The organism is Flavobacterium sp. WV_118_3 (assembly GCF_039778605.1).
Taxonomy (GTDB): domain Bacteria; phylum Bacteroidota; class Bacteroidia; order Flavobacteriales; family Flavobacteriaceae; genus Flavobacterium.
Map to the genome: position 1 here is coordinate 991,131 of NZ_CP156060.1, position 23,799 is coordinate 1,014,929.

The window sequence follows — 23,799 nt, forward strand, 5'->3', positions numbered from 1 at the left end:
AGAAAAAAGAGCTTGAAAATGAGAATATAAAGAACCTCGAAAATGTTATGAATTTGATTTCTTTTTTCTATTTTTACAAACTTCCAATGCAATAAAAAAGGCAACACTAAAGTTGCCCATTCTGTACGTTAAAACCCAAAATTTATTGTAATAGATAAAATCTATGTTTGTATTTTAACTATTTTTAAATGAGTATTTTGGTGTTATTTACTTAAACTATAGTTTTTATAAAATCCGGAATATTTTGAAGCGGGTTCTTTTTTAGAAAATTTACAAAAGCACTACCAATAATCGCGCCTTTTTGATGTTGCGTCGCCTGTAAAAACGTCGCCCGATTACCAATGCCAAATCCGACAATCTGCGGATTTTTTAAATCCATTCCGGCAATCTTTTTAAAGTAATTCTCTTGCTCTTTTCCAAAGGAATTTTGACTTCCGGTGACATTTGCGCTACTCACCATATAGATAAATCCGCTGGAGATTTTGTCGATATGGCGGATACGCTCTTCGGATGTTTGTGGGGTGATTAGAAAAATATTCAGTAAGCCATTTTGCTCAAAAATAGCCTGATAGTTGGTTTCATAAACACCAACGGGAAGATCAGGAATGATCAATCCGTCGATTCCTATTTCGGCACATTTTCGACAAAAATTGGCGATGCCATATTGCAATATCGGATTAAAATAACCCATGATCAATAACGGAATCTGAACCGTTTTCCGAATGTCTTTTAACTGATCAAACAAACGTTCGGTGGTCATTCCGTTTTCTAACGCTTCGGTCGAACTCGCCTGAATAGTTGGTCCGTCGGCCAAGGGATCGCTAAACGGTAAGCCAATTTCGATCATATCCACGCCACTTTTTTCAAGGGTTTGGATAATCGGTACCGTGTCGTTTAAATTCGGATAACCGGCGGTAAAATATAAAGAAAGGATTTTTTTGTCTTCCTGTAGTTTTTGTGTGATGCGATTCATAATCTAATGTATTACAATTTAAAATCCGAAATAGGAGGTATAGGTGTTTAAGTCTTTATCGCCACGACCGGAAAGGTTGATCACAACAATATCGTCGGCTCCAAAGGAACGCTGATTCAGTACGGCTAAGGCGTGGGCGCTTTCGATCGCCGGAATAATCCCTTCGGTTTTACAAAGTTCCAATCCGGCTTGCATGGCTTCATTATCGGTAGCCGCAGCAAATTCGGCGCGACCACTGGTAAACAAATGCGCGTGTAACGGACCTACACCGGGATAGTCCAATCCGGCCGAAATAGAATAGGGTTCGGTAATCTGACCGTCTTCCGATTGCATTAATAGGGTTTTGCTTCCGTGGATGATACCGGTTTTACCTAAAGCTGAAGTCGCGGCACTTTCTCCGGAATCAATTCCCTTTCCGGCGGCTTCCACAGCGATGAGTTGTACACTGGCATCATCCAGAAAATGATAAAAAGCACCAGCCGCATTACTACCACCTCCTACGCAGGCAATCACATAATCGGGGTTTTTACGCCCTTCTTTTTCAAATAATTGGGTTTGAATTTCGGCTGAAATAACACTTTGAAAACGGGCAACCATATCCGGATACGGATGCGGGCCAACCACCGAACCGATAATATAATAGGTATCTACGGGATTGTTAATCCAGTCGCGGATGGCTTCATTCGTGGCATCTTTTAGTGTTTTCGAACCGGAAGTGGCCGGGCGTACTTCGGCACCAAGCATTTTCATCCGGGCTACATTTGGCGCCTGCCGCTGGATGTCAATTTCACCCATATAAACAATACATTCCAGTCCCATTAAGGCGCAAACCGTAGCGGTGGCAACGCCATGCTGACCAGCGCCGGTTTCGGCAATGATGCGTTTTTTACCCAGTCGTTTGGCTAATAAAACCTGTCCGATAGTGTTATTGATTTTATGCGCGCCCGTATGGCAAAGATCTTCGCGTTTCAGATAGATCCGGGTGTTGTACTTTTTCGAAAGTCGTTCGGCAAAATAGAGTGGTGTAGGACGACCTACATAATCGGTTAATAATGCATGGAATTCCGATTGAAATGCAGGTTCTTCCATGATGGCTAAATAGCGTTGCCGCAGTTCTTCTACATTCGGATAGAGCATTTCCGGGATAAATGCTCCACCGAATTCACCATAATAACCTTGTTCGTTTGCGTGATAGGTTGTATTCATTTTAATCGTTTTTTATCGTTAAAAGTGCCTGTTTACATAGCGTTATGTCTTTTAGACCGGGTGCTGTTTCAAATTTGCTGTTAATGTCTATGGCGTAGGGTTTTAGTCCTGTTGTTGGTATTGTGTTGATGTGATCAATAGCAATTCCACCGCTTAAAAAATAGGGTTTTGCAGACGGATAGTTTTCTAAAATTTTCCAGTCAAAAGGGAAACCGTTTCCGCCGGGTAATTTTCCTTTGGTGTCGAACAGGTAATAATCACAAACGGTTTCATAATCCTCGAGTTTTCGGAAATCGAAAGTGGTGTCGATCGAAAAAGTCTTGATGATTTCCACATCTGACGCATTTCGAATGGCGGTACATAATTCGGGTGTTTCCGATCCGTGTAATTGTACGGCTTGTAATTCGTAGCGTTCTATAGTTTCCAAAATCGTCGTTAGATTGGCGTCGACAAAAACACCGGTTTTTTGAATTGTTTTTGGAATTTCAGGGAGTATATTGTCACAAAATCGAGTGGATTCTTTATAGAAAATAAAGCCCATATAGTCCGGTTGTAAGGCGGCTATTGCGGTAATATTTTCCGGATATTTTAGTCCACATATTTTAAGTAAAAATGATTTTTTCATGACTATTCAGCTAACTGATTTATAAAATTTTTAATGCTATTACCTAAATAATTACTTTTCATAAAATTTTCCCCAATCAGAAAGCCTTGATAACCATAATTGCGAAGGTCTTTCACGGCTGTTGCCGTACTGATTCCGCTTTCTGAAATCTTTACAAAATCATCCGGAATCTGATCGGCTAGTGTCTTACTGTAATCGAGATTTACTTCAAACGTTTTCAGGTTTCGATTGTTAACGCCAATCATATTCAAACTTGGCATCAGACTTTTTTCTAGTTCCGCTTCGTTGTGAACTTCCAACAGTACTTCCAAACCAATCTGTTGGGCGAATTCGGATAGCGTTTTGATTTCCACACGCGATAAAACGGCCGCAATTAATAGGATAACATCGGCGCCGTAGGCTTTGGCTTCCAGAATCTGATAGGTGTCGATAATAAACTCTTTTCGCAATAACGGAAGGCTAACCGAGGCTCTTGCGAGTACCAAATCGTCCAGAGAACCGCCAAAATATTTCCCATCGGTTAGTACCGAAATACCACTGGCTCCGGCTATTTCGTAGCTTCTTACGACATCTTCCACGGAATAACTGGTATTGATCACTGCTTTTGACGGAGAACGACGTTTGTGTTCGGCGATAATTCCCGTCGGACTATTTTTCAGATTTTGACTTAAAGAATAAACTTTGCGGTCGAACAAAACCGAAGCTTTGAGCTGGGTTTCAGGAATAAGGCTCTTTTTTAAAGTAACTTCTTTGTGCTTGTCGGCTATAATTTGATCTAGAATGTGCATCTTAACGGGAACTTAATTGTTGTAATTTGTTTAATTTTTCAAGAGCTTTACCGGATTGTAAACTTTCGACAGCCATAGTAAATCCATCCGATATCGAAATCGGATTTACCGTAGCAAGCGCGATCGCGGCATTAGCACAAACCACATTGTTTTGCGCTTCGGTTCCTTTTCCGGAAATAATGTCCAGAAAAAGTTGTGCCGATTCCGTTACGGTTGTTCCGCCTTTTATCGCATCAGGATCCAGACGATTCACGTTAAAATCGTTGGGTTTTAGTATTTGTTCACTGCGATTGGAAATCAGTTTGGTATTCCCCGTTAGGGATACTTCATCATAACCGTCGAGGCTGTTTAAAATGGTAAAATTGATCGGCGTATTCTGATATAAATAGGCATACATTCGGGCGAGTTCCAGATTAAAAACACCAACCATCTGGTTTTTAGGAAACGATGGATTTACCATGGGGCCCAACATATTAAAAAAAGTTTTTACAGCCAGTTCCTTTCGGATGCCACCAACATTTTTCATCGCCGGATGGAATAGCGGCGCATGTAAAATACAGATATTGGCTTCTTCGAGACATTGTTGTAAAAACCCGGTATCGCTACTAAAACGGATTCCCAGATTTTCCATGACATTACTGGAACCGGATATGGATGAAACGCCATAGTTTCCGTGTTTTGCCACTTTTGTTCCGGAACCGGCCACAATAAAAGAAGCCAGGGTCGATATATTAAAAGTGTCTTTTCCGTCGCCGCCCGTTCCACACAGATCAATGGTATTGTAAGCCGATAAATCAACCGGGATGCAAAGATTTAATAAAGCATCCCGAAATCCGGCCAGTTCATCGATGGTAATATTTCGCATCATATAGACGGTTAAAAAGCTGGCGATCTGACTTGGATTGTACGCGCCGTTGGAAATATTCACCAGAACATCCCGGGCTTCTTCACGGCTCAGCACTTCCTGATTGATCAGTCTGTTTAATATTGTTTTCATGATTTTTAGATATAATAAGGGCTGTATCTTAAAGCGAATAAGCTCCAGACAGTGTTAGTAATAGAATGATATGTTAGTGTTTTTTAGCTGTTTAACCAGTTTTGGAGGATGTTTTTCCCGTCTGGTGTCAGTACGCTTTCCGGATGGTATTGTACGCCTTTAACATCAAATGTTTTATGGCGGAGAGACATAATCTGGCCGTTATCGTCTACCGAAGTGATTTCCAGTTCGGCCGGAAAATTATCAGGGTTGATCACCCACGAATGATAACGTCCTACTTGTATGTTTTTGTTTAATCCGTTAAATAATGGCTCATCTTCAACAGTGATGGTAACCGGTGTTGCGACTCCGTGGTATACTTTTTCAAGGTTGATCAAGTTTCCACCAAATACCTCGCCAATAGCCTGTTGACCCAGACATACACCCAAAATACTTTTAGTAGCGGCATAGGCTCGGATGACTTCTTTTAGTAAGCCGGCTTCGTCCGGAATCCCGGGACCAGGCGACAATACGATTTTGTCGAAGTCTTTCAGTTCGTCGATCAGAAATTCATCATTACGGAAAACCGTTACGGCACAGTCGAGATCTTCCAGATAATGAACCAGATTATAGGTAAAACTGTCGTAATTGTCTATGATTACTATCTTTTTCATCGGATGCTTTATTTTGGGTTCTGTTTTAATTTTTATTTCAGGTTAAATAGTAGAGGCTAATTCCAATGCCTTGGTAAGGGCGCCCAGTTTGTTGTAAACCTCCTGCATTTCGTTTTCTTCGGACGAATCGGATACAATTCCGGCTCCGGCCTGATAATGTAATTGATGATTTTTACTTAAAAAGGTACGGATCATAATTGCGTGATTAAAGTTACCGTCAAAATCCATAAATCCAATAGCACCACCGTAAAAATTCCTTGACGTGTTTTCAATGCTTTCAATGAGCTGCATGGCTTTATGCTTGGGCGCACCGCTCAAAGTACCCGCTGGAAAGGTCGCAGCTACGGTCTGCATTGTCGTAGTTTTGTCGTGTAATTTCCCTGTAACTTTGGAAACCAGATGGATAACATGGGAGAAAAATTGCACTTCGCGGTATTTTTCGACCTGTACATCACGACCGTTTCGACTTAAATCGTTTCGCGCCAGATCGACTAGCATCACATGTTCGCTGTTTTCTTTTGGATCTTCCGATAATTGTCGGGCCAGTATACTATCCGTTTCGTCGTTTCCGGTTCGCTTAAATGTTCCGGCTATCGGATGGATTTCGGCTTTCCGGTTGTGTACAACCAATTGTGCTTCCGGTGATGATCCCATGATTTTAAAATCCCCATAATCGAAAAAGAACAGATAAGGGGATGGATTGATACTGCGTAAAGCACGGTAAACGTTAAATTCATCCCCTTTAAAAGCCTGAGAAAAACGACGGGATAATACGAGTTGAAAAACATCGCCTCGGTAACAGTGTTGTTTGGCGAGCGTGACCTGTTGTTTAAATTCAGCATCGGTCAGGTTCGACAGTACATCACCTTCGGTATCAAAAGCATAACTGGCAAAATTTTTAGCAAACAGTAATTGTTCAATTTCTGAAATATTGTTCTGATTGTCGACACTATGGCTAAAAATGTACGCTTCATTTTTAAAGTGATTGATCGCAATAATGTTTTGATATACCGCATAATACAGATCCGGAATATGCAGATCTCCCTGTTTTTTGGTTAGGGTCAGTTTTTCAAAATAACGTACGGCATCATAGGAAATATAACCGAACAAACCGTTGTTGATAAACTTAAATCCGTGGTTTTCCGATTCAAAACGGGCTGCAAAATCCTGTACCGCGGTGATGACATCTATTGGATGGATAATAGCATTTTGATTTACAGTACCATCGGGAAAACTTTGTACGATCGTTTCATTTTCCACTTTAATACTGGCAATCGGATTGCAGCAGATATACGAAAAACTATTGTTATTAGCCTGATAATCACTACTTTCCAGTAGGAGGCTATTCGGAAATTTATCGCGGATTTTCAGGTAAATGCTTACCGGTGTAATCGTGTCGGCAAGGATTTGTTTGTATTGGGTATGTAGGTGATATTTTTTCATAGTAACGAAATTTTAATGCAACAAAAAAGGCCTGTCGTGATGACAGGCCTTTATCTATTTTTGATTTTAAAAATACAGATAGGAGGTATCGCTCACGATGTTCGACGTAAGGAATTCCACCACCAAGTATTGTTATAAAATGTGTTCATTGTTCTGAATTATGTTACAAAGGTATAAAAATGATTTTCAATTAAACAAGCCTTTTGGCGAAAAAAAATAGAAAATATTTTTTAAGGTGTTGTTTTATAGTTGTTTAGGGGTGTTTTTTGTTTCGGATAAAGGCTTTCCTTTTAAACGGAGATAAAATTGATGCTTCGGACTACCGATGATTTGTGCCGAATAAATTCCGGTATGCCCGGAAAACAGATAAGCCGTTACACAGGCAATTGCAATATAAATTCCGCTTTCGACTCCAAAAAGTTCAATTCCCATTAGCGTACAGGCGATAGGCGTGTTGGTGGCACCCGAAAAAACCGCAACAAATCCCATTCCGGCCAGTAAAGCCATAGGCAACGGAACAAACCAGAATAGTGCATTTCCTAAAGTGGCTCCGATAAAAAATAACGGGGTTACTTCACCGCCTTTAAAACCAGCACCAAGCGTAAACGCGGTAAACAGCAGTTTTAGAATAAAGTCATATGAGGCTAAATTGGAGTCAAAAGCAGCTTGAATAGTTGGTATTCCCAAACCGATATATTGCGTTGTGCCAATAGTATATACTGCCAATGCTATCACAATACCACCAACAAAAGGGCGCAAAGGCGGAAATTGGATGCGGACTTTAAACTGATGGCTCCAAAAATGCGTGGTTTTAGAAAAGAGAAGGGCCGTAAGACCAAAGATAATTCCTGTGAATACAGTCCAGGCCAAGGTTTGCGGACGCAGTTCCGGGACATAGGGAATAGAATAGTGTGTATGGTTTACTTGCCAGGCCAGACAGGTATAATGTGCAATGGCGGCGACTAAAAATCCGGGTAAAATGGCTTCATATCGGATACGGCCTAAAATCATAACTTCCAATGCAAAAACCGCACCGGCCAATGGCGTTCCGAATACCGAAGCAAAACCGGCACTGATTCCCATGATCAATATAATTTTACGGTCTTCTTTTTGAAGTCCGAACCAATGGGAAATACGATCGGCTATGGCACCGCCCATTTGTACGGCTGTTCCTTCGCGTCCGGCCGATCCGCCAAATAAATGGGTGAGTAACGTTCCGGCCAGGACCAACGGTATCATACGAAACGGAATCACTTTTTTGGGAGAATGGAATTCTTCAAGTAGTAAATTATTGCCTTTTACGACACTTTCGCCCCAATAATGATAGCTTAATCCAATGAGTAATCCGGCTAGCGGTAACAAGGCTATAATCCAGATATGCTGTTCGCGGTAATTCGTGACCCAATCGAGTGCCGTCAGGAAAAAAGCCGATAAGGAACCGGTAAGTACACCAATAATGATGGCTAATACCGACCAACGGATTAAAAATAAAAGCAGGGGAAGTTGCGGAAAGGCTGCAATGTGTCGTTTGAAAAAAGTGTTGTCCATAATTGTCTTGATTACATACATCTATACCGGCATAAGCCGTGTTACAGACGTCATCAGCTTTTTAAAGCGGTTCAAGGCAGACATCATTGCCGTAATTACGTTACAAAGATAAAGATTAATTTTTATTGGATAGCAAAACGGGGCAATTTTTGAAATAAAGCAGAAACCAATTTTGTGTTTTATTTCTGATAAAAAGAGAGTGAATAACTATATTTATTGTGTTTTTATCAGTTGTAATTCGCCTTTGCAGGTTTCGGTTGCGAAAAATTAATTTTAAAAAATATTTTTTTATTTGGTGAATATTTAAAAAATGTTATAAGTTTGCAACATCAAAACAAATGATTTCGATGACAAATTCGGTTTTATGTATGACGATGTGTATGTGCTGCTCAGATAATGAGGAGGGCTTTGCTATTCGTTAATGTCAGTAAAACATTTTCAAATATCAGTAAAACTCCTCAAGCAATTGGGGAGTTTTTTTTTGATCCCAATCCAAATAAAAAAATAAAACTTACAGAAATAATTCAGATAAAAATGACCAAAGCAACAACCCATATTACTAAAAAAACAATAGCTGCAGTTTGTATGATGATGATGTGTTGTTGTATGCGAAACTTCGCAAGAGGCCTTCTGTCGTATTAGTTGCTGTAAGATAATAGTACCTGTTGATAAGCCTCTTGTTTTCAAGAGGCTTTTTTTATCCCCGATTTTAAAAAAACAAACAAAATAAACATGGAAAAAATAACAATCAATGCATTAAAACATGGAAAAAACCTTAGGGAAAACCTAAAGTTTTTGTCTGAAAATACTACTGATAAGATAGTGTTTTCAACCAGTTTTGGTATTGAAGACCAGTTGATTACTGATGCCATTTTTGCTCAGAATCTATACAATATAGAAGTTTTTACATTGGATACCGGGCGTTTATTCCCGGAAACCTATGCGACCTGGGATAAGACTTTGTTGCAGTATGGTAAAAAGATAAAAGCCTATTATCCGGAGCAAAACCATCTGGAAACATTTGTAGAAGAACAGGGAATCAACGCTTTTTATGGAAGCCCGGAACTGCGAAAAGAATGCTGTCATATCCGTAAAGTCGAACCGTTACAACGCGCTTTAAACGGAGCAACGGTTTGGATTACAGGGCTTCGTGCCGAACATTCGGCCAACCGGAACAATCTGGAAATCGTACAATGGGATGCGCAATATCAGTTGTACAAATACAATCCGCTTTTGCATTGGACGACTCAGGAAGTGAAAACCTATGCCGAGCAAAATGGCATACCGTATAACGTTTTGCACGATAAAGGCTTTGTGAGCATCGGCTGTGCGCCGTGTACCAGAGCCATAAAGGAAGGCGACGATTTCCGAGCCGGACGTTGGTGGTGGGAAGAAACCTCCAAAAAAGAATGCGGACTGCATCAGTAAACAACCCTAAAATAAAAGATATGAGTACTACAAAAGAATATTTAAAACAATTAGAAGACGAAGCGATATACATTCTTCGTGAAACCGCGGCACAGTTCGAAAAACCAGCCTTGTTGTTTTCCGGGGGAAAGGATTCAATTGTCCTGGTGCATCTGGCATTAAAAGCATTCCGACCGGGGACGTTCCCGTTTCCGTTGGTGCACATCGATACGGGACATAATTTTCCGGAAGCCATTGCTTTTCGGGATTATCTGGTGAATCAGATTGGCGAAAAATTAATTGTCGGCTCGGTGGAAGATAGCATCCGAAAGTACAATCTGAAAGAAACACCGGGACGTTTTCCGTCGCGTAATGCTTTGCAAACCTATACGTTACTGGATGTTATTCAGGAAAATGAATTTGACGCCTGTATCGGTGGAGCGCGTCGTGACGAAGAAAAAGCGCGGGCAAAGGAACGCATTTTTTCGGTTCGGGACGATTTTGGACAATGGGATCCCAAATTACAACGTCCGGAATTATGGGATATCCTAAACGGTAAAATCCAAAAAGGACATAATGTCCGCGTTTTCCCGATTAGCAACTGGACCGAATTGGACGTATGGAATTATATCCAACAAGAAGGGATCGAATTGCCGGAACTCTATTTTGCTCATCACCGGGAATGTATCGTACATCAGGATAAACTGGTAGCGACTTCCGAATTTATTCAGCCGCTCGCTACGGATACCGTGGTTGTGGAAAAAGTACGCTACCGAACCGTTGGCGATATGACGTGTACGGCGGCTGTTCCATCGGATGCTGAAACCATTCAGGATATTATCGATGACATTATTCAGACGCGGATTAGCGAAAGAGGACAAACCCGATTGGATGATCAGTTGTCGGAAGCCGCAATGGAAGACCGTAAAAAACAAGGTTATTTTTAAAAAACAACACCTCTAAAAATTTAAAAAATGAACACATTAAAATTTATAACAGCCGGAAATGTAGACGATGGAAAAAGCACCCTGATCGGGCGTTTGCTGTACGATTCCGATAGTATTCATACTGACCAGCTGGGTGTTTTGCAAAAGCAAACCAAACAGGAAAATGTGACGATCGATTTATCATTAATCACCGACGGACTCCGGGCCGAACGGGAACAAGGAATTACGATCGATGTGGCCTATAAATATTTTGCCACTTCGAGACGGAAATTTATCATCGCCGATGCGCCCGGTCACGAGCAATATACCCGGAATATGATTACCGGAGCGTCCAATTCAGATTTGATCATTGTTCTGGTGGATGCGCGCAAAGGAATTACCACGCAAACCAAACGCCATGCGAGTGTGGGGTCGTTAATGGGAATCAAAAAGGCGATTATCGCGATCAATAAAATTGATTTAGTGGCGTATTCCGAAGCAGTTTTTAATACGATTAAAGCCGATTTTGAGGCGATTCGTTCGGAATTAACCTATGATGAAGTCGCCTATATCCCGGTTAGTGCGCTGGTGGGCGATAATATCGTAACAAAATCGGAAAACACGCCCTGGTTTGAAGGCGACGCTTTGTTAAGTACGTTGGAACATATTGAAATTCCAACAAAAGAAAATCTCGTTGCCCGTTTTCAGGTGCAATGGGTGATTCGGCCTAAAGATGAGGAAAATCACGATTATCGCGGATATGCCGGACAAATCTTAAGTGGAAGTTATGCGACAGGCGATTCGGTAGTGATTTTACCTTCGGGAATTGAAACAAAAATTATAAAAATTGAAAGGCATCAGGAAGTGGTCAATCAGGCTACGGCTGGTGACAATGTGGTACTTCACCTGGCTCATGATATCGATGTCAGTAGAGGTGATACGATTGTAAAAGCCAATGCGTTACCGCTTGCGTCAAATGAATTAAAAGCCTGGATTTGCTGGTTGGATACGGCGTCCTTGCAAATCGGGAAAACCTATTTGTTGCAACATCGTTTTAAAACGGTACGCGTCAAAATTCAGGCAGTCGACCGGAAATGGGATGTCAACCAATGGCAATTTGATCAGACACATGAACTTGGCATTAATGATATCGGTCAGATTGCCCTACGTTCCAGTCAGCCGTTGTTTTTCGATCCTTTTTTCGAAAATTCCCGAAACGGAAGTGCCATTCTGGTCGATGAGACAACATTTAATACAGTCGGTGCTTTAATGTTTTTACCCTAACGTAATGGAACATCCGCTATACCGAAAAAATAAGGGAAACCACGAACGGATTCCTGATAAAGCAAAAACCGGGATTTGGATTGAAAAGCTGTTTAACTGGCTTTTTACGATCGATGCCGAATTGGACAATTATGCGGTCTTTTTGGAAAAAGAAAAGGAATTACAATCAGAATTGACCGAAATAGTAAAATATGTACTGACAGATGAACAAGCCCAAACCGTAGCGAATACCTTTTTTGGATCGCTAGAAATCGTACACGACTTACTGGAATCCGATTTGGAAACCATTTTTAATTTCGATCCGGCGGCAAAATCCAGAAATGAAGTACTCGCGGCATATCCCGGCTTTTTTGCTATCGCAGTCTATCGTTTGGCGCACTTGCTCTGGAAAAGTAACGTACCGGTAGTTCCAAGGTTGGTTTCGGAATATGTACATGGTAAAACAGGTATCGACATTCATCCGGGCGCAAAAATCGGAGCTCGTTTTTTTATCGATCACGGGACAGGTGTAGTCATTGGAGAAACGACCGTTATTGGTAACGATGTTAAAATATACCAGGGTGTGACTTTGGGCGCTTTAAACGTGAGTAAAGATAAAGCCGAAGAAAAAAGGCATCCGACCATTGGTAACAATGTGATCCTTTATGCCAATGCGACCATTTTGGGAGGCGAAACGCATATTGGTGATGATGCGGTTATCGGCGGAAATGTATGGATCACGCAATCGGTTCCCAAAAAATCACTGGTATATCATAAAAGTGAGATCGTTATTAAAAACAAAGCTCCCTTTCCGGAGCCCATCAATTTTGTTATATAAAACAACAAAAAAAATAAAATCATGAAAGCAAATACTATTTTAGAAACAATAGGAAATACACCGGTTGTCCGACTTCAGAAGCTTTTCGGAGGTCCGAAAAAAGTATGGATCAAACTCGAAAAAAACAACCCGGGAAACAGTATTAAAGACCGTATCGCGCTGGCGATGATCGAAGATGCGGAACAAAAAGGAATCTTAAAACCGGGTAGTGTTATTATCGAACCAACTTCAGGAAATACCGGTATCGGACTGGCTTTGGTTGGTGCCGTTAAAGGCTATCGGGTTATTCTGGTCATGCCGGAATCAATGAGTGTTGAACGTCGGAAATTAATGGAAATCTATGGTGCCGAATTTGAACTGACGCCACGTGAGAAAGGAATGAAAGGTGCGATCGAAAAAGCTAATGAATTGGTAACACAAATCCCGAATGCCTGGTCGCCACAACAGTTTGATAACCCGGCTAACGTAGCCATTCACGAAAAAACAACGGCACAGGAATTAATTCAGGACTTTCCGGAAGGTATCGATTATCTGATCACCGGAGTCGGTACCGGCGGACATATTACCGGAGTGGCAAAAGTTTTAAAAGCCAGATTTCCAAAACTAAAAGTCATCGCTGTCGAACCGGAATTATCGCCTGTATTAAGTGGTGGCGAACCGGGACCACACCCGTTACAGGGAATCGGAGCCGGATTTGTGCCTTCGGTTTTACAACCGGAATTATTAGACGAAATTATACAAATCGGCAAAGACGAAGCTTTTGACTATGCCCGTAAGGTAGCAAAAGAAGAAGGAATTTTGGTTGGAATTTCAACCGGAGCGTCACTGGCGGCTGTAGCCCGAAAAATTCCGCAAATCCCGGATGGTGCTACAATCGTCACCTTTAATTACGATACAGGCGAACGGTATCTTTCGATCGAAGGGTTGTATTAATCCCGAAATAAACTAAGAAAACTAAAAAAACAATGAGTATAGAAAACAAAGGGAAAGTCATTTTAGCCGGAGCCGGTCCGGGCGATCCCGATTTAATAAGTGTAAAAGCGATCCGGTATCTGCAAACGGCAGATGTAATCCTGACCGATCGTCTGGTGGCGCCACAACTAATTGCCGATAATGCCCGTAAGAATGCCATCATTATTTATGTTGGAAAACAATGTTCGAAAGGAATCCATACGCCGCAAAGCGATATCAATACGTTGATGGTGGAATTTGCGATACAGGGAAAGCTGGTCGTACGACTTAAGGGGGGCGATGCCTCGTTGTTTTCGAATATATTGGACGAATTGGAAGTGCTCAAAGCGAATGCGATTCCGTATGAAATCGTACCCGGAATTTCGGCGGCTTTTGGTGCGGCAGCCTATACCGGCATTCCGTTAACAGCGAGAGGATTGGCACGTGGTGTCCGTTTTCTGACCTTATTCGATCTGACATCGGTCACTCCGGAGCAATGGACCGATTGGGGAAAAACAGACGATACCCTTGTTTTCTATATGAGTGGCCAACGACTGCAACAATTGGCCGGTTATCTGTTAGCCAATAATGTTGATCAAACTAAAGGACTGGCCGTGATTCAACAAGCGACAACGCCGTATCAAAAAACCAGAGTGTTTTCGTTTGCCGAATTAAAAACCAAGGAATTACCGGAATTTGGTTATGTACCGACCTTATTAATAGTTGGGAAAGTGGTGCAATTGCACGAACAGTTTGCCTGGTTCCGGGAACAAGCTAAAAACACCTCGTATTTCGATAATCATATTATAAACTTCCAACATGCTAGCTGAAAATAAATTAGAGGTACTAAAAGATCTGGTACGACAGTATTCCCGTGAAGAAATTATCTGGACCAATGGGTATCTGGCCGGACTTCTGGCGCAAAACGAAACCAGGGAATCAAAAGAAACGATAGTGCCAGTTTCGGTAAAACCAACCATTATTTACGGAACGGAAACAGGGAATTCCAAAAAACTGGCGACGCAGTTACAAACGGTTTTTAAGAAAAATAAAATCCAGTCGAAAGTGATCGATGCATTCCAGTATCCGGTGGAAAAACTGGAAAAAGAAGACTTTCTGATTGTAATTATGAGTACGCAGGGCGAAGGCGATCCGCCACAAAATGCGGTTAAATTTTTTGACAATATCAGTAATAACAGTGCTAATCTTTCGAAAACCCGGTTTGCGGTTTTGGGCTTGGGGGATTCGTCGTATCCATTGTTTTGCAAAGCGGGTGAAGTTATAGACGAGCAACTCGCACGACTTGGCGCACAACGCGCATTGCCGTTTCAGAAAGCCGATGTGGATTTTACTCCGGTTGCCGAAAAATGGTTTACTGAAATATTGGGAAGTCTACAACAAGCAACGATTGTAAAAACGGATATAACGTCATCGATTGTTGCTCCGGCAACACAAAAGAAAACGTATACCGGTATTGTACGGCATAAGGTCGTTTTAAACGATCGCGGTTCGAATAAAGAAACACATCATATTGAAATCGAAACAGACGAACCGGTGGTATACGAACCGGGTGATGCGATCGGTTTTTATCCGGAAAACGCAATTACGGAAACATTGGAAATTGCAACATTGTTACAAGCCGCTTCCCGTAGTGATGAACTGAAAACCAAAAATATCAGAGGACTTTCGAAAAAATCATTGGAGGCACTTTCGAACCTATTGGGTGTGCCAATTACCGAAACAAAAGCCGATTTACTGGATATCCTACAAAAATATCCGATCGATGCTAAAGTCACTTTCGATGCGGTAATCGGATTGTTATTGCCCATTGCGCCACGTCTGTATTCGATCGCATCGGCTGCCGAAGCGCATGATGGAGAAATCCATATAACGGTTAATCGCAATGTGTTTACAGTGGATGGCATCCCGAAATCCGGATTGTGTTCGCAGTTTTTAGCGGATTTTCCAAAGGAGGGAACTCTTCCGTTTTATATTCATAAAAACCACAATTTCCGATTGCCCGATCCGGATAAAGATATCATTATGATTGGTCCCGGAACCGGAATTGCTCCGTTCCGTAGTTTTCTGGCGCATCGCGATGCGACCGGTGCCGAAGGAAAAAACTGGTTGTTTTTTGGTGAACAGCATTTTGTATCCGATTTCTATTATCAGACCGAAGTACAGGAATGGCTCGCAACCGGAGTGCTAACACGACTGGATACGGCTTTTTCAAGAGATCAGAAACATAAAATTTATGTACAGGATCGCTTAAAACAAAAGGCAAAAGAGGTGAGTGAATGGTTGGATAACGGTGCTTATCTCTATATCTGTGGTCAAAAAGAACCGATGAGTACCGATGTCGAAAATACCTTGCTGGAGATTATCGCTACTGAAAAAAACATCAGTAGTACCGAAGCAAAGACAGTTTTGGAAAATCTTGAGTCAGAAGGACGTTATCTGAAAGACGTATACTAAGCAAACATTAAATTGAACGATACTATGAGTAACGATAAATTATCCCCGATTGAAACGATTAAAGTAAATAGTGATGGACTTCGCGGGACCTTAAAAGAAAGTTTAACCGATAATCATACCGGAAATGTACGTCCCGACGATGAAGCATTGGTCAAATTCCACGGAATGTATGTGCAGGACGACCGTGACAGAAGAGTAGAAAGAGCCGAAAAAAAACTGGATAAACTCTATTCGTTTATGATCCGCTTGCGCATTCCGGGTGGTGTTATTTCGGCCGATCAATGGTTGGCGACACACGCGATTTCCGAAGAATACGGTACCGGAACGATCAAAATCACAACCCGTCAGACGCTGCAATTGCACGGTTTGTTAAAGCATCAGTTGCAACCCACCATTCAGGGTTTTCTATTGGCAAAACTTGATTCAATTGCGGCTTGTGGCGATGTAAACCGAAATGTAATCTGTAGCTCGCATCCGCAGGTTTCGCCTTTATATCAGGAGATTTACGATTATGCCGATCGGATTTCCACCTTATTATTGCCTAAAACACAATCGTATTATGAAGTGTGGATCGATGGTGAAAAAGCCTACGAACGCTCTTCGGAAGCCGATCCGTTATATGAAGACCGCTATTTGCCGAGAAAGTTTAAAATTGCCATCGCGATTCCGCCAACGAACGATGTGGATGTATTTGCTAATGATATCGGACTGATTGCCATTATCAAAGACGGACAGTTAAAAGGATTTAATATCGCGATTGGTGGCGGATTGGCCACTACGCATGGAAATCCGAATACCTATTCGCGGCTGGCAACGATTATTGGTTTTACCGATACCGAAGAAAAAACACTAAAGGCCGTATATGAGATTCTGACGATCCAGCGCGATTATGGAAACCGCAATGACCGCAAGTTGTCCCGCTTAAAATATACAGTGGATAAACTCGGTGTGGAAGCGTTTAAAAAGGAATTGGAAAAACGAATCGGTTTCGAATTATTACCGGAAGAATCCTATACTTTTACCGAAAGAAACGATCGCTACGGATGGCAGCAAAATCATGAAAATAAATGGTTTTACACCTTATTTATTGAACATGGTGTGATCAAACCCTATCAGAAGCAATTTCTTTTTGAACTGGCGCAATTGCAGTTTTCCGATTTCCGGTTTACTTGTAATCAGAACCTGATTCTGGGGAATATCGAGGAAACGGCTAAAACTCAGGTTGAAGCTCTGATTGCAAAATATGGGATCGAAGAACGCGATAGTGCGATGCGGAAAAGTTCGATGGCTTGTGTAGCCTTGCCTACGTGTCCGTTGGCATTGGCCGAAGCACAGCGCTATCTGCCGGAGTTGGTCACCAAAATCGAACCGTTTCTTAAAAAATACGAACTGGATCAGGACGAAATCAGCATCCGGATGACGGGTTGTCCCAATGGTTGCGGCCGACCGTATCTGGCGGAAATCGGATTGGTAGGTACCGGACCAGGTCAGTATAACCTGATGCTGGGTGGCGACCGTTTGGGGAATCGCCTGAATCAGATTTATAAAAAACAATTAAACGAAAACGAAATACTAACAGAACTCGATATACTTTTTGATCAGTATACTAAAGAACGCCTACACTATGAGACATTTGGGGATTTTACATTTCGGAAATACTTTTCCGTCAATTAAAAAAAACAGGATACGAATACTCTTTTTAACCCTGTTATTTCCCCTGTTGCTCGTGGCTCAGAAAAAAGTAACCAACCAACAATTAGTGTGGTTTGCTTATCATAATACGATCCGGTTTAACGAAAACTGGACGTTGCTGAGTGAAGTTCAGGAGCGGCGATTTTTTAATCCCGGAGCGCAACATCAATTGGTATTTCGCAGTAATATTCAGCGGAAATTAATCGAAAACTGGAATGCTTCGGTTGGGATGACGTATTTTTTACAAAGTCCTCAGGATCCGGAATCCGAAAGCAACCTGATTGTTCCTGAATTGCGTCCGGATATCGGTTTTGACAACAAGCAAAAATTGGCCTTTATGACGATCTCGCACCGCTATAAAATGGAAGCACGATTTATGCACGATTTTGCGAATGACGAACTAACCGGTAGCTATCGTTTTTCGAGTTTCCGTTTTCGATACCAATTGGGATTGGACATTCCATTATGGCGACAGCAAGATACCCGGGAAGAACGATTAACGCTCCGATTAAAAGACGAAATAATGATCAATGCCGGAAGTAAAATTGTAAAAAACACTTTTGATCAAAACAGAATGTATGCGGGACTTAATTATCGGATCAATCCGGATTTTGCGGTAGAAGCGGGGTATCTCAACTGGTACCAGCAACGCGCTTCCGGAACGGACTATTACGACCGGGATATCATCCGTTTTTCGGTATTCCATACGCTATCATTAAAAACTAAAAAGCATGAAAAATAATTTGTTTCCCATATTTTTAAAAAGTGACGCGTATCGGTTTCTGATTGTGGGCGGCGGTAATGTGGGTTTGGAAAAGGCCGAAACTTTATTACGGCAAAATCCGTTGACTACTTTAACAGTCGTGGCACAAAAGATCAACTCCGGTTTACGTCAGTTACAGCAAAAACACCCGCAATTGATTGTTTGGGAGCGGTCTTTTGAGGAAAACGATCTGGATACGACCGATTTTTTGATTATTGCTACCGATAATACCGCATTAAACCGGGACATCAAACAAAAAGCCAATGACAAAGGAATATGGGTCAATGCAGCCGATCAACCGGACTTATGTGATTTTTATCTTGGTTCGATCGTCAATAAAGGCTATCTTAAGATTGCGATTTCAACCAACGGAAAATCACCGGTATTGGCGCGTCGTTTACGCGAGCATCTGGAAGAGGCTATTCCGGATACGATCAGCGATAGTATAGAAAACCTTAATGCTTTTCGCGAACAACATAAAGGCGATATTCAGGCCAAGCTGACTTCGTTAAACAAAGCAACGGAAGCACTGGTAAAGGAATCGGACAAAAGAGAGGGGAAAAAATATAAAGAACTGACGTTTGAAATCACCGTGGTGTTTTTGGCGGTCTTTTTTGGCTATGGTTTGTCGTCGATCATTTCGGTTGACGAACTAAATGGCTATATAAAAGAGATTCCGCCGGCATTTTACGGCATGGTACTGGTTGGTTTTTTTGCGCAATTGGTCGATGGTGCGGTTGGTTTGGGATATGGCGTGACCTGTGCGACGAGTATGATGCTGTTCGGGATTAAGTTACCGGCCATTAGTGGAAGTATCCATACTGCGGAGATGTTTTCCAGCGGAATCAGTGGTTTTTCGCATTATAAATTCGGAAATGTCAACAAAAAATTATTAGTATGGTTGGCCATTCCGGGTGTAGTTGGAGCCATTAGCGGTGCCTTGCTGTTGATTTACCTCGGAAATAAATACGAAACGATTACGTATGCTGTTTTGGCTACCTATACTATGATCATTGGAATACGTTTGGTACTGATTGCTTTTCGGAAAAAAATCGTTCGGAAAAAAATAAAAAATACCGGTTTATTAGGATTTTCGGGAGGTCTTTTTGATGCTTTTGGCGGTGGCGGATGGGGACCCATTGTTACCTCGACTTTACTGGCCAAAGGTCGAAAATCCAGTTATGTGGTCGGAACAGTGAGTTTGGCAGAATTTTTTGTGACACTGGCGGCTTCGGCTACATTTTTTGCTTCGTTAGGCGTCAGTCATTGGTATATTGTGGTCGGACTGATTTTGGGTGGTTCCATTGCGGCACCATTAGCGGCACGACTGGCCGGGAAATTACCGCAAAAAACAGCCCTATTGGCCGTAGCATTTCTGGTGATCGTATTCAGTATCCGAATGTTGTTTAAAATATTCTAATACTTTCTAATTAAAACAAAAAAAGGTGCCGCAATAACGGCACCTTTTTCCTTTTCATAGCAATTATATAATAGGGGGATATTAGAACTGTAAGTTTACAGTTAAATCAAATTCGTCGTTGATCGCTTTGTCACCGATTGAACTGAAGATAGAACCAGAGTTGTACTCGATACCAAATTTCGTTCTGTCAACTTTAAAGCTTGTTGTAGCCGTGTTCCCTTTTACAGTGATGTCGAAAGTTACAGGGTTAGTTTTGTCTTTAATTGTTAAATCAGCAGTAACAGTATACACATCGTTACCTTTGTCAGCAATCGTTTTGAAAACTAATTTAGACGTTGGATATTTTTCAACTCCAAAGAAATCGTCTGCTTTTAAGTGACCGTCTAATCCAGCTTTTGATTTACCAGAAACGTCAGTAGCGCTGATTGTAGTCATGTCTACCGTGAAGTTACCACCTTTTAATTTTTTTCCTTTGAAAACTAAAGCACCTTCTTTTAAGTTGATCGTCCCTTCGTGTTGTCCGGTTACTTTTTTACCAACCCAGTTGATTGTACTTTTAGAAACATCTACTTTTTTAGTCTGAGCGGATGCAGATAAAGTACCTAAAGCTACTACTAAAGCTAACGCAATTGATTTTAAATTTTTCATTTGATTTTAAAATGGTTTAATTAATTGATTATAAATTGATAAATAATTCTTCGTTTGATTTTCGCACTTTGGCATAATGCTGTGTCGCATCTTCTTCATGTCGGTACCCTAAAGTAGCGATTAAAGAAGCATTTAATCCAAGTTCATTTAATCCCAGGATTTCGTTTACTTTTTCAGCTTCAAAACCTTCCATTGGTGTTGCATCGATTTTTAACTCAGCAGCAGCACTTAAAAGATTTCCTAATGCGATATAGGTTTGTTTGGAAGTCCAGTTGCTCAGTTTGTCAGCAGGTAAAGTGGTCAGTTTACTTTTCATAAAATCACCATATCCGGCAATTGATTCCATTGGAATCTGACGTGTTTCCACAATATTGTTTAGGAAAGCATCAATTTGTTCTCCTCCGAAATCGGTCATGTTTGCAAAAACAAGCAGGTGAGAAGCATCCACAATTTGGGATTGTCCCCATGAAACCGGTTGTAATTTGGCACGTAGTTCCGGATTTTCGATGATCAATACTTTATACGGCTGAAGTCCGTAAGAAGAAGCACTTAAACGGATTACTTCTTTAAGGGTATCCAAATCTTCGTTGGAAATTTTTTTGGTAGCATCAAATTTCTTTGTTGCATAACGCCAATTTAGCGTTTCTATTAAATTACTCATGTATATTTCTGATTATATTGTTCGATAGCGTTCCAGTAAATCATTTAAAAGTTCCTGTTCTTCCTGACTCAAATTTTGAGCAAACAGTTGTTCGTGATGATCTACTTTGGGATCCAGTTCTTCCAGTAATTCCAAACCTTTATCGGTGATGGTTACTTCCATTTTCCGACGGTTGTCCGGGCAAACTTCGCGAGTTACCAGATCTTTTAATAATAATTTGTCAACCAATCGGGTCGTGTTACTGGTTTTGGCCAGCATTCGTTCCTGGATCACACACATATTGGTTGGCTTTGCCTTTTGACCTCTCAAAATCCGCAATACGTTGTACTGTTCACTTGATAATTCATAAGGCTTTAATACCTCAGCGAATTTCTCGGAAACCAAATTTTGAGTGTACAAAATGTTTAGCACTGTTCGTTTGCCCAGTGATAATGTTTTTGTAGATTTGATGATGTCTTCGATTTTCATTGTGTTATTAAATTTGTAGGTACAAATGTAGTAATGTTTTTAATTGTATATACAAATGTTTGTTTAATTTTTTGTTAAATTTATTTTCGAGCCTGTTAGAATGCTTAATTTTAGTGGCCTAAACCCGATTTATACCATGAGAAAAATGATAATACTGCTGGCGGTTTGTAGCTTTATGTCTTGTAAAAAAGAAGCAACCTCACCTGAAACAACCATATCAGAACCGGAAAAAGCAGTCGTAGCCGATCAGCCAAAACCGATTAAAGTTTATGAAAAAGACGGAATTAAGGTAGCATCTTATGACTTTAATGCTTTTGAGCCGTTTTTAAAAAAGGATAACGATACGACCTATGTGGTTAATTTCTGGGCAACCTGGTGTGTACCATGTGTGGAAGAATTACCGCATTTTGAAAAACTGAATACAACCTATAAGGATCAAAAAGTAAAAGTACTGTTGGTGAGTCTGGATATGCCGCAAAAAGTGGAATCCAATTTGTTACCATTTGTAAAAAAGAAAAACATGCAATCGGAGGTGATCTATCTGAACGATCCGGATGCCAACGCCTGGATTAGTAAAGTCGATACGGCCTGGTCAGGTGCAATTCCGGCAACGGTTATTTATAATGGAGGCCAACGTAAATTTTACGAACAACAATTTACGTACGAGGCTCTTGAAAAAGAATTAAAATCTGTAATGAAGTAGCAACCTAAAAAACAAGTATATTATATGAAAGCAATTAAATTTTTAGCCTTGACCTTAGTCGTGGGAGCTATAAGCGCATTTACGATGATCAAACCAGCGGCCGGTTATAAGGTAGGCGATGTGGCGACCGATTTCAGTCTGAAAAATGTCGACAATAAAAAAGTATCGTTAGCCGATTTCAAGGCCGCAAAAGGTTTTATCGTGGTGTTTACCTGTAACCATTGTCCGTATGCTCAGGCGTATGAAGATCGTATTATCGCTTTGGATAAAAAATATAAAAAATTAGGATATCCGGTAATTGCGATCAATCCGAACAATCCGGCCAAACAAAAAGACGATAGTTTCGAGTTGATGCAGGTACGTGCCAAAGAGAAAAATTTTACGTTCCCGTATTTATTGGATGAAGGTCAGAAAATTTATCCACAATACGGAGCGACTAAAACGCCTCACGTGTATATTTTACAAAAAACAAAAGCTGGAAATGTGGTAAAATATATTGGTGCGATCGACGATAATTATAGCGATGCGGCAGCCGTAAAAGAAAAATATGCCGAAAATGCATTGGATGCTTTATTAAAAAACAAAGAAGTAGCGGTAAAAGAAACCAAAGCGATCGGTTGTTCGATTAAAGCGTAATAAGCATTTCAAAAAACTTTGAAGGAAAAGGAGTCAGTATATTACTGACTCCTTTTTATTTGATGATATGTGATCATTTGATCATAAATTTTACAGATGGAAAAGTAATAATGTAAAAAATACATTGTTTAAATGTAACAGCAAATTAAAACAGGTAATTTGTTTAATTATGTAATTATATATTTTACTTTTGCGAGCTTTGATTGTAATAATTAAAATAGAAAAACTCTTAAAAATTATAATTATGTTTAAATTAAAAAACCTGTCTGTATTTGCAGCAGTATTATTTTTAGGTTTATCCTCATGTAGTAAAGATAACGATGACACTCAGGAAGTAGCCGCTCCGGTTGAAGGAACCTGGCAATTTACAAAAGAAGGAACCATAACGAATAATCAGGAGATTATAAATGATTATCAGCATACTACCGGCTGTACAAAAGATTATCTTGAAATATTTCCAGCGAACATCATTAAAGATCATTATTTCGACAATCCAAACTGCCAGGAAACAATCGATACCGGAGCCTGGACTAGAAATAATAACGCGTTGACATTTGTATATCAAAACGGAACAACGGTTAACGCAGAGATTATGCAATTAACCAATACCACATTGAAATTAAAATTTGTACTTTCCGGAAATACAAATTTGGTGGTTTTAACCCGACTGTAATTCGATTATAAATAGAACGAGTAACCCGTTGTATAGTGTTTA

The 23,799-nt window shown here is 40.7% G+C and carries 24 protein-coding genes and 1 riboswitch; of the genes, 13 read left to right on the forward strand and 11 right to left on the reverse strand.

Annotated elements, in window-relative coordinates; translation table 11 throughout:
- Nucleotides 1-211: 211 nt before the first annotated feature.
- From trpA to ABFU83_RS04675, 8 genes are all read right to left on the reverse strand, one after another.
- Nucleotides 212-973 carry a tryptophan synthase subunit alpha gene (gene trpA / locus ABFU83_RS04640; protein ID WP_347069285.1) on the reverse strand — a complete coding sequence of 254 codons (762 nt, stop codon included), beginning with the start codon at nt 971-973 and terminating at the stop codon, nt 212-214.
- Nucleotides 974-991: 18 nt separating this feature from the next.
- Entirely contained in the window at nt 992-2,179 is a 1,188-nt protein-coding gene (gene trpB, locus ABFU83_RS04645; protein WP_347069286.1) for a tryptophan synthase subunit beta, read from the reverse strand.
- A gap of 1 nt (nt 2,180) precedes the next feature.
- A complete protein-coding gene (locus tag ABFU83_RS04650; RefSeq protein WP_347069287.1) occupies nt 2,181-2,804 on the reverse strand; it encodes a phosphoribosylanthranilate isomerase in 624 nt (207 codons plus the stop codon).
- Nucleotides 2,805-2,806: 2 nt separating this feature from the next.
- Nucleotides 2,807-3,592, reverse strand: a complete 786-nt coding sequence (trpC, locus tag ABFU83_RS04655; protein WP_347069289.1) for an indole-3-glycerol phosphate synthase TrpC — start codon at nt 3,590-3,592, stop codon at nt 2,807-2,809.
- 1 nt (nt 3,593) lies between these two features.
- A complete protein-coding gene (gene trpD, locus ABFU83_RS04660; protein WP_347069290.1) occupies nt 3,594-4,589 on the reverse strand; it encodes an anthranilate phosphoribosyltransferase in 996 nt (331 codons plus the stop codon).
- 83 nt (nt 4,590-4,672) lie between these two features.
- Nucleotides 4,673-5,242 carry an aminodeoxychorismate/anthranilate synthase component II gene (locus ABFU83_RS04665; RefSeq protein ID WP_347069291.1) on the reverse strand — a complete coding sequence of 190 codons (570 nt, stop codon included), beginning with the start codon at nt 5,240-5,242 and terminating at the stop codon, nt 4,673-4,675.
- A gap of 42 nt (nt 5,243-5,284) precedes the next feature.
- A complete protein-coding gene (locus tag ABFU83_RS04670; RefSeq protein ID WP_347069292.1) occupies nt 5,285-6,685 on the reverse strand; it encodes an anthranilate synthase component I family protein in 1,401 nt (466 codons plus the stop codon).
- Nucleotides 6,686-6,928: 243 nt separating this feature from the next.
- Nucleotides 6,929-8,233, reverse strand: a complete 1,305-nt coding sequence (locus ABFU83_RS04675) for a voltage-gated chloride channel family protein (protein WP_347069293.1) — start codon at nt 8,231-8,233, stop codon at nt 6,929-6,931.
- 37 nt (nt 8,234-8,270) lie between these two features.
- A riboswitch (Fluoride riboswitch) is annotated at nt 8,271-8,333 on the reverse strand.
- Between the two features lie 632 nt (nt 8,334-8,965).
- Here ABFU83_RS04675 and ABFU83_RS04680 point away from each other — a divergent pair.
- The 10 genes from ABFU83_RS04680 to ABFU83_RS04725 are packed head-to-tail and all read left to right on the forward strand — an operon-like array spanning nt 8,966 to nt 19,968.
- Nucleotides 8,966-9,661, forward strand: coding sequence for a phosphoadenylyl-sulfate reductase (locus tag ABFU83_RS04680; RefSeq protein ID WP_347069294.1), 696 nt, complete (start codon nt 8,966-8,968; stop codon nt 9,659-9,661).
- A gap of 20 nt (nt 9,662-9,681) precedes the next feature.
- Complete coding sequence (gene cysD, locus ABFU83_RS04685) at nt 9,682-10,587, forward strand: sulfate adenylyltransferase subunit CysD (protein WP_347069296.1); 906 nt, start codon at nt 9,682-9,684, stop codon at nt 10,585-10,587.
- 27 nt (nt 10,588-10,614) lie between these two features.
- A complete protein-coding gene (locus ABFU83_RS04690) occupies nt 10,615-11,850 on the forward strand; it encodes a GTP-binding protein (RefSeq protein ID WP_347069297.1) in 1,236 nt (411 codons plus the stop codon).
- Nucleotides 11,851-11,854: 4 nt separating this feature from the next.
- Entirely contained in the window at nt 11,855-12,667 is an 813-nt protein-coding gene (gene epsC, locus ABFU83_RS04695) for a serine O-acetyltransferase EpsC (protein WP_347069298.1), read from the forward strand.
- A 21-nt stretch (nt 12,668-12,688) separates the two neighbouring features.
- Nucleotides 12,689-13,600 carry a cysteine synthase A gene (gene cysK / locus ABFU83_RS04700; RefSeq protein WP_347069299.1) on the forward strand — a complete coding sequence of 304 codons (912 nt, stop codon included), beginning with the start codon at nt 12,689-12,691 and terminating at the stop codon, nt 13,598-13,600.
- 32 nt (nt 13,601-13,632) lie between these two features.
- A complete protein-coding gene (cobA, locus tag ABFU83_RS04705; protein ID WP_347069300.1) occupies nt 13,633-14,448 on the forward strand; it encodes a uroporphyrinogen-III C-methyltransferase in 816 nt (271 codons plus the stop codon).
- Entirely contained in the window at nt 14,438-16,093 is a 1,656-nt protein-coding gene (locus ABFU83_RS04710; protein ID WP_347069302.1) for a flavodoxin domain-containing protein, read from the forward strand. The genes cobA and ABFU83_RS04710 overlap by 11 nt, the downstream gene beginning before the upstream one ends.
- Nucleotides 16,094-16,117: 24 nt before the next feature.
- A complete protein-coding gene (locus tag ABFU83_RS04715; RefSeq protein ID WP_347069303.1) occupies nt 16,118-17,767 on the forward strand; it encodes an NADPH-dependent assimilatory sulfite reductase hemoprotein subunit in 1,650 nt (549 codons plus the stop codon).
- Nucleotides 17,768-17,819: 52 nt separating this feature from the next.
- Nucleotides 17,820-18,527, forward strand: coding sequence for a DUF2490 domain-containing protein (locus ABFU83_RS04720; protein WP_347069304.1), 708 nt, complete (start codon nt 17,820-17,822; stop codon nt 18,525-18,527).
- The gene (locus tag ABFU83_RS04725) at nt 18,517-19,968 is read left to right on the forward strand and encodes a TSUP family transporter (protein WP_347069305.1); all 1,452 of its coding nucleotides are present in this window, start codon (nt 18,517-18,519) and stop codon (nt 19,966-19,968) included. Before ABFU83_RS04720 ends, ABFU83_RS04725 begins: the two co-directional genes overlap by 11 nt.
- Before the next feature lie 81 nt (nt 19,969-20,049).
- On the opposite strand, the gene ABFU83_RS04730 is transcribed toward ABFU83_RS04725, so the two are convergent.
- Genes ABFU83_RS04730 through ABFU83_RS04740 form a run of 3 tightly spaced genes read right to left on the reverse strand, consistent with a single transcriptional unit; the run spans nt 20,050 to nt 21,745 of the window.
- On the reverse strand, nt 20,050-20,616 hold the full coding sequence (locus ABFU83_RS04730; RefSeq protein ID WP_347069306.1) for a YceI family protein: 567 nt from the start codon (nt 20,614-20,616) through the stop codon (nt 20,050-20,052).
- A 28-nt stretch (nt 20,617-20,644) separates the two neighbouring features.
- Nucleotides 20,645-21,277, reverse strand: a complete 633-nt coding sequence (locus tag ABFU83_RS04735; protein ID WP_347069307.1) for an NAD(P)H-dependent oxidoreductase — start codon at nt 21,275-21,277, stop codon at nt 20,645-20,647.
- 12 nt (nt 21,278-21,289) lie between these two features.
- A complete protein-coding gene (locus tag ABFU83_RS04740; RefSeq protein ID WP_300488200.1) occupies nt 21,290-21,745 on the reverse strand; it encodes a MarR family winged helix-turn-helix transcriptional regulator in 456 nt (151 codons plus the stop codon).
- A 136-nt stretch (nt 21,746-21,881) separates the two neighbouring features.
- On the opposite strand from ABFU83_RS04740, the gene ABFU83_RS04745 reads away from it, so the two are divergent.
- The 3 genes from ABFU83_RS04745 (at nt 21,882) to ABFU83_RS04755 (ending at nt 23,757) form a co-directional block, all read left to right on the forward strand.
- Nucleotides 21,882-22,448 carry a TlpA family protein disulfide reductase gene (locus ABFU83_RS04745; protein ID WP_347069308.1) on the forward strand — a complete coding sequence of 189 codons (567 nt, stop codon included), beginning with the start codon at nt 21,882-21,884 and terminating at the stop codon, nt 22,446-22,448.
- A gap of 24 nt (nt 22,449-22,472) precedes the next feature.
- Nucleotides 22,473-23,084: a thioredoxin family protein gene (locus ABFU83_RS04750; protein WP_347069310.1), complete on the forward strand. Its 612-nt coding sequence runs from the start codon at nt 22,473-22,475 to the stop codon at nt 23,082-23,084.
- 244 nt (nt 23,085-23,328) lie between these two features.
- Nucleotides 23,329-23,757, forward strand: a complete 429-nt coding sequence (locus tag ABFU83_RS04755) for a lipocalin family protein (protein WP_347069311.1) — start codon at nt 23,329-23,331, stop codon at nt 23,755-23,757.
- Nucleotides 23,758-23,799: the final 42 nt, after the last annotated feature.

What these genes read in the sequence shown, in the direction of transcription:
- epsC (WP_347069298.1), top strand. Translation starts at nt 11,855, where the DNA reads ATGGAACATCCGCTATACCGAAAAAATAAGGGAAACCACGAACGGATT.
- trpC (WP_347069289.1), bottom strand. Translation starts at nt 3,592, where the DNA reads ATGCACATTCTAGATCAAATTATAGCCGACAAGCACAAAGAAGTTACT.
- trpD (WP_347069290.1), bottom strand. Translation starts at nt 4,589, where the DNA reads ATGAAAACAATATTAAACAGACTGATCAATCAGGAAGTGCTGAGCCGT.
- ABFU83_RS04670 (WP_347069292.1), bottom strand. Translation starts at nt 6,685, where the DNA reads ATGAAAAAATATCACCTACATACCCAATACAAACAAATCCTTGCCGAC.
- trpA (WP_347069285.1), bottom strand. Translation starts at nt 973, where the DNA reads ATGAATCGCATCACACAAAAACTACAGGAAGACAAAAAAATCCTTTCT.
- ABFU83_RS04740 (WP_300488200.1), bottom strand. Translation starts at nt 21,745, where the DNA reads ATGAAAATCGAAGACATCATCAAATCTACAAAAACATTATCACTGGGC.
- ABFU83_RS04680 (WP_347069294.1), top strand. Translation starts at nt 8,966, where the DNA reads ATGGAAAAAATAACAATCAATGCATTAAAACATGGAAAAAACCTTAGG.
- cysD (WP_347069296.1), top strand. Translation starts at nt 9,682, where the DNA reads ATGAGTACTACAAAAGAATATTTAAAACAATTAGAAGACGAAGCGATA.
- ABFU83_RS04665 (WP_347069291.1), bottom strand. Translation starts at nt 5,242, where the DNA reads ATGAAAAAGATAGTAATCATAGACAATTACGACAGTTTTACCTATAAT.
- ABFU83_RS04750 (WP_347069310.1), top strand. Translation starts at nt 22,473, where the DNA reads ATGAAAGCAATTAAATTTTTAGCCTTGACCTTAGTCGTGGGAGCTATA.
- cysK (WP_347069299.1), top strand. Translation starts at nt 12,689, where the DNA reads ATGAAAGCAAATACTATTTTAGAAACAATAGGAAATACACCGGTTGTC.
- ABFU83_RS04730 (WP_347069306.1), bottom strand. Translation starts at nt 20,616, where the DNA reads ATGAAAAATTTAAAATCAATTGCGTTAGCTTTAGTAGTAGCTTTAGGT.
- ABFU83_RS04710 (WP_347069302.1), top strand. Translation starts at nt 14,438, where the DNA reads ATGCTAGCTGAAAATAAATTAGAGGTACTAAAAGATCTGGTACGACAG.
- ABFU83_RS04675 (WP_347069293.1), bottom strand. Translation starts at nt 8,233, where the DNA reads ATGGACAACACTTTTTTCAAACGACACATTGCAGCCTTTCCGCAACTT.
- ABFU83_RS04735 (WP_347069307.1), bottom strand. Translation starts at nt 21,277, where the DNA reads ATGAGTAATTTAATAGAAACGCTAAATTGGCGTTATGCAACAAAGAAA.
- ABFU83_RS04715 (WP_347069303.1), top strand. Translation starts at nt 16,118, where the DNA reads ATGAGTAACGATAAATTATCCCCGATTGAAACGATTAAAGTAAATAGT.
- trpB (WP_347069286.1), bottom strand. Translation starts at nt 2,179, where the DNA reads ATGAATACAACCTATCACGCAAACGAACAAGGTTATTATGGTGAATTC.
- ABFU83_RS04690 (WP_347069297.1), top strand. Translation starts at nt 10,615, where the DNA reads ATGAACACATTAAAATTTATAACAGCCGGAAATGTAGACGATGGAAAA.
- ABFU83_RS04755 (WP_347069311.1), top strand. Translation starts at nt 23,329, where the DNA reads ATGTTTAAATTAAAAAACCTGTCTGTATTTGCAGCAGTATTATTTTTA.
- ABFU83_RS04650 (WP_347069287.1), bottom strand. Translation starts at nt 2,804, where the DNA reads ATGAAAAAATCATTTTTACTTAAAATATGTGGACTAAAATATCCGGAA.
- cobA (WP_347069300.1), top strand. Translation starts at nt 13,633, where the DNA reads ATGAGTATAGAAAACAAAGGGAAAGTCATTTTAGCCGGAGCCGGTCCG.
- ABFU83_RS04725 (WP_347069305.1), top strand. Translation starts at nt 18,517, where the DNA reads ATGAAAAATAATTTGTTTCCCATATTTTTAAAAAGTGACGCGTATCGG.
- ABFU83_RS04745 (WP_347069308.1), top strand. Translation starts at nt 21,882, where the DNA reads ATGAGAAAAATGATAATACTGCTGGCGGTTTGTAGCTTTATGTCTTGT.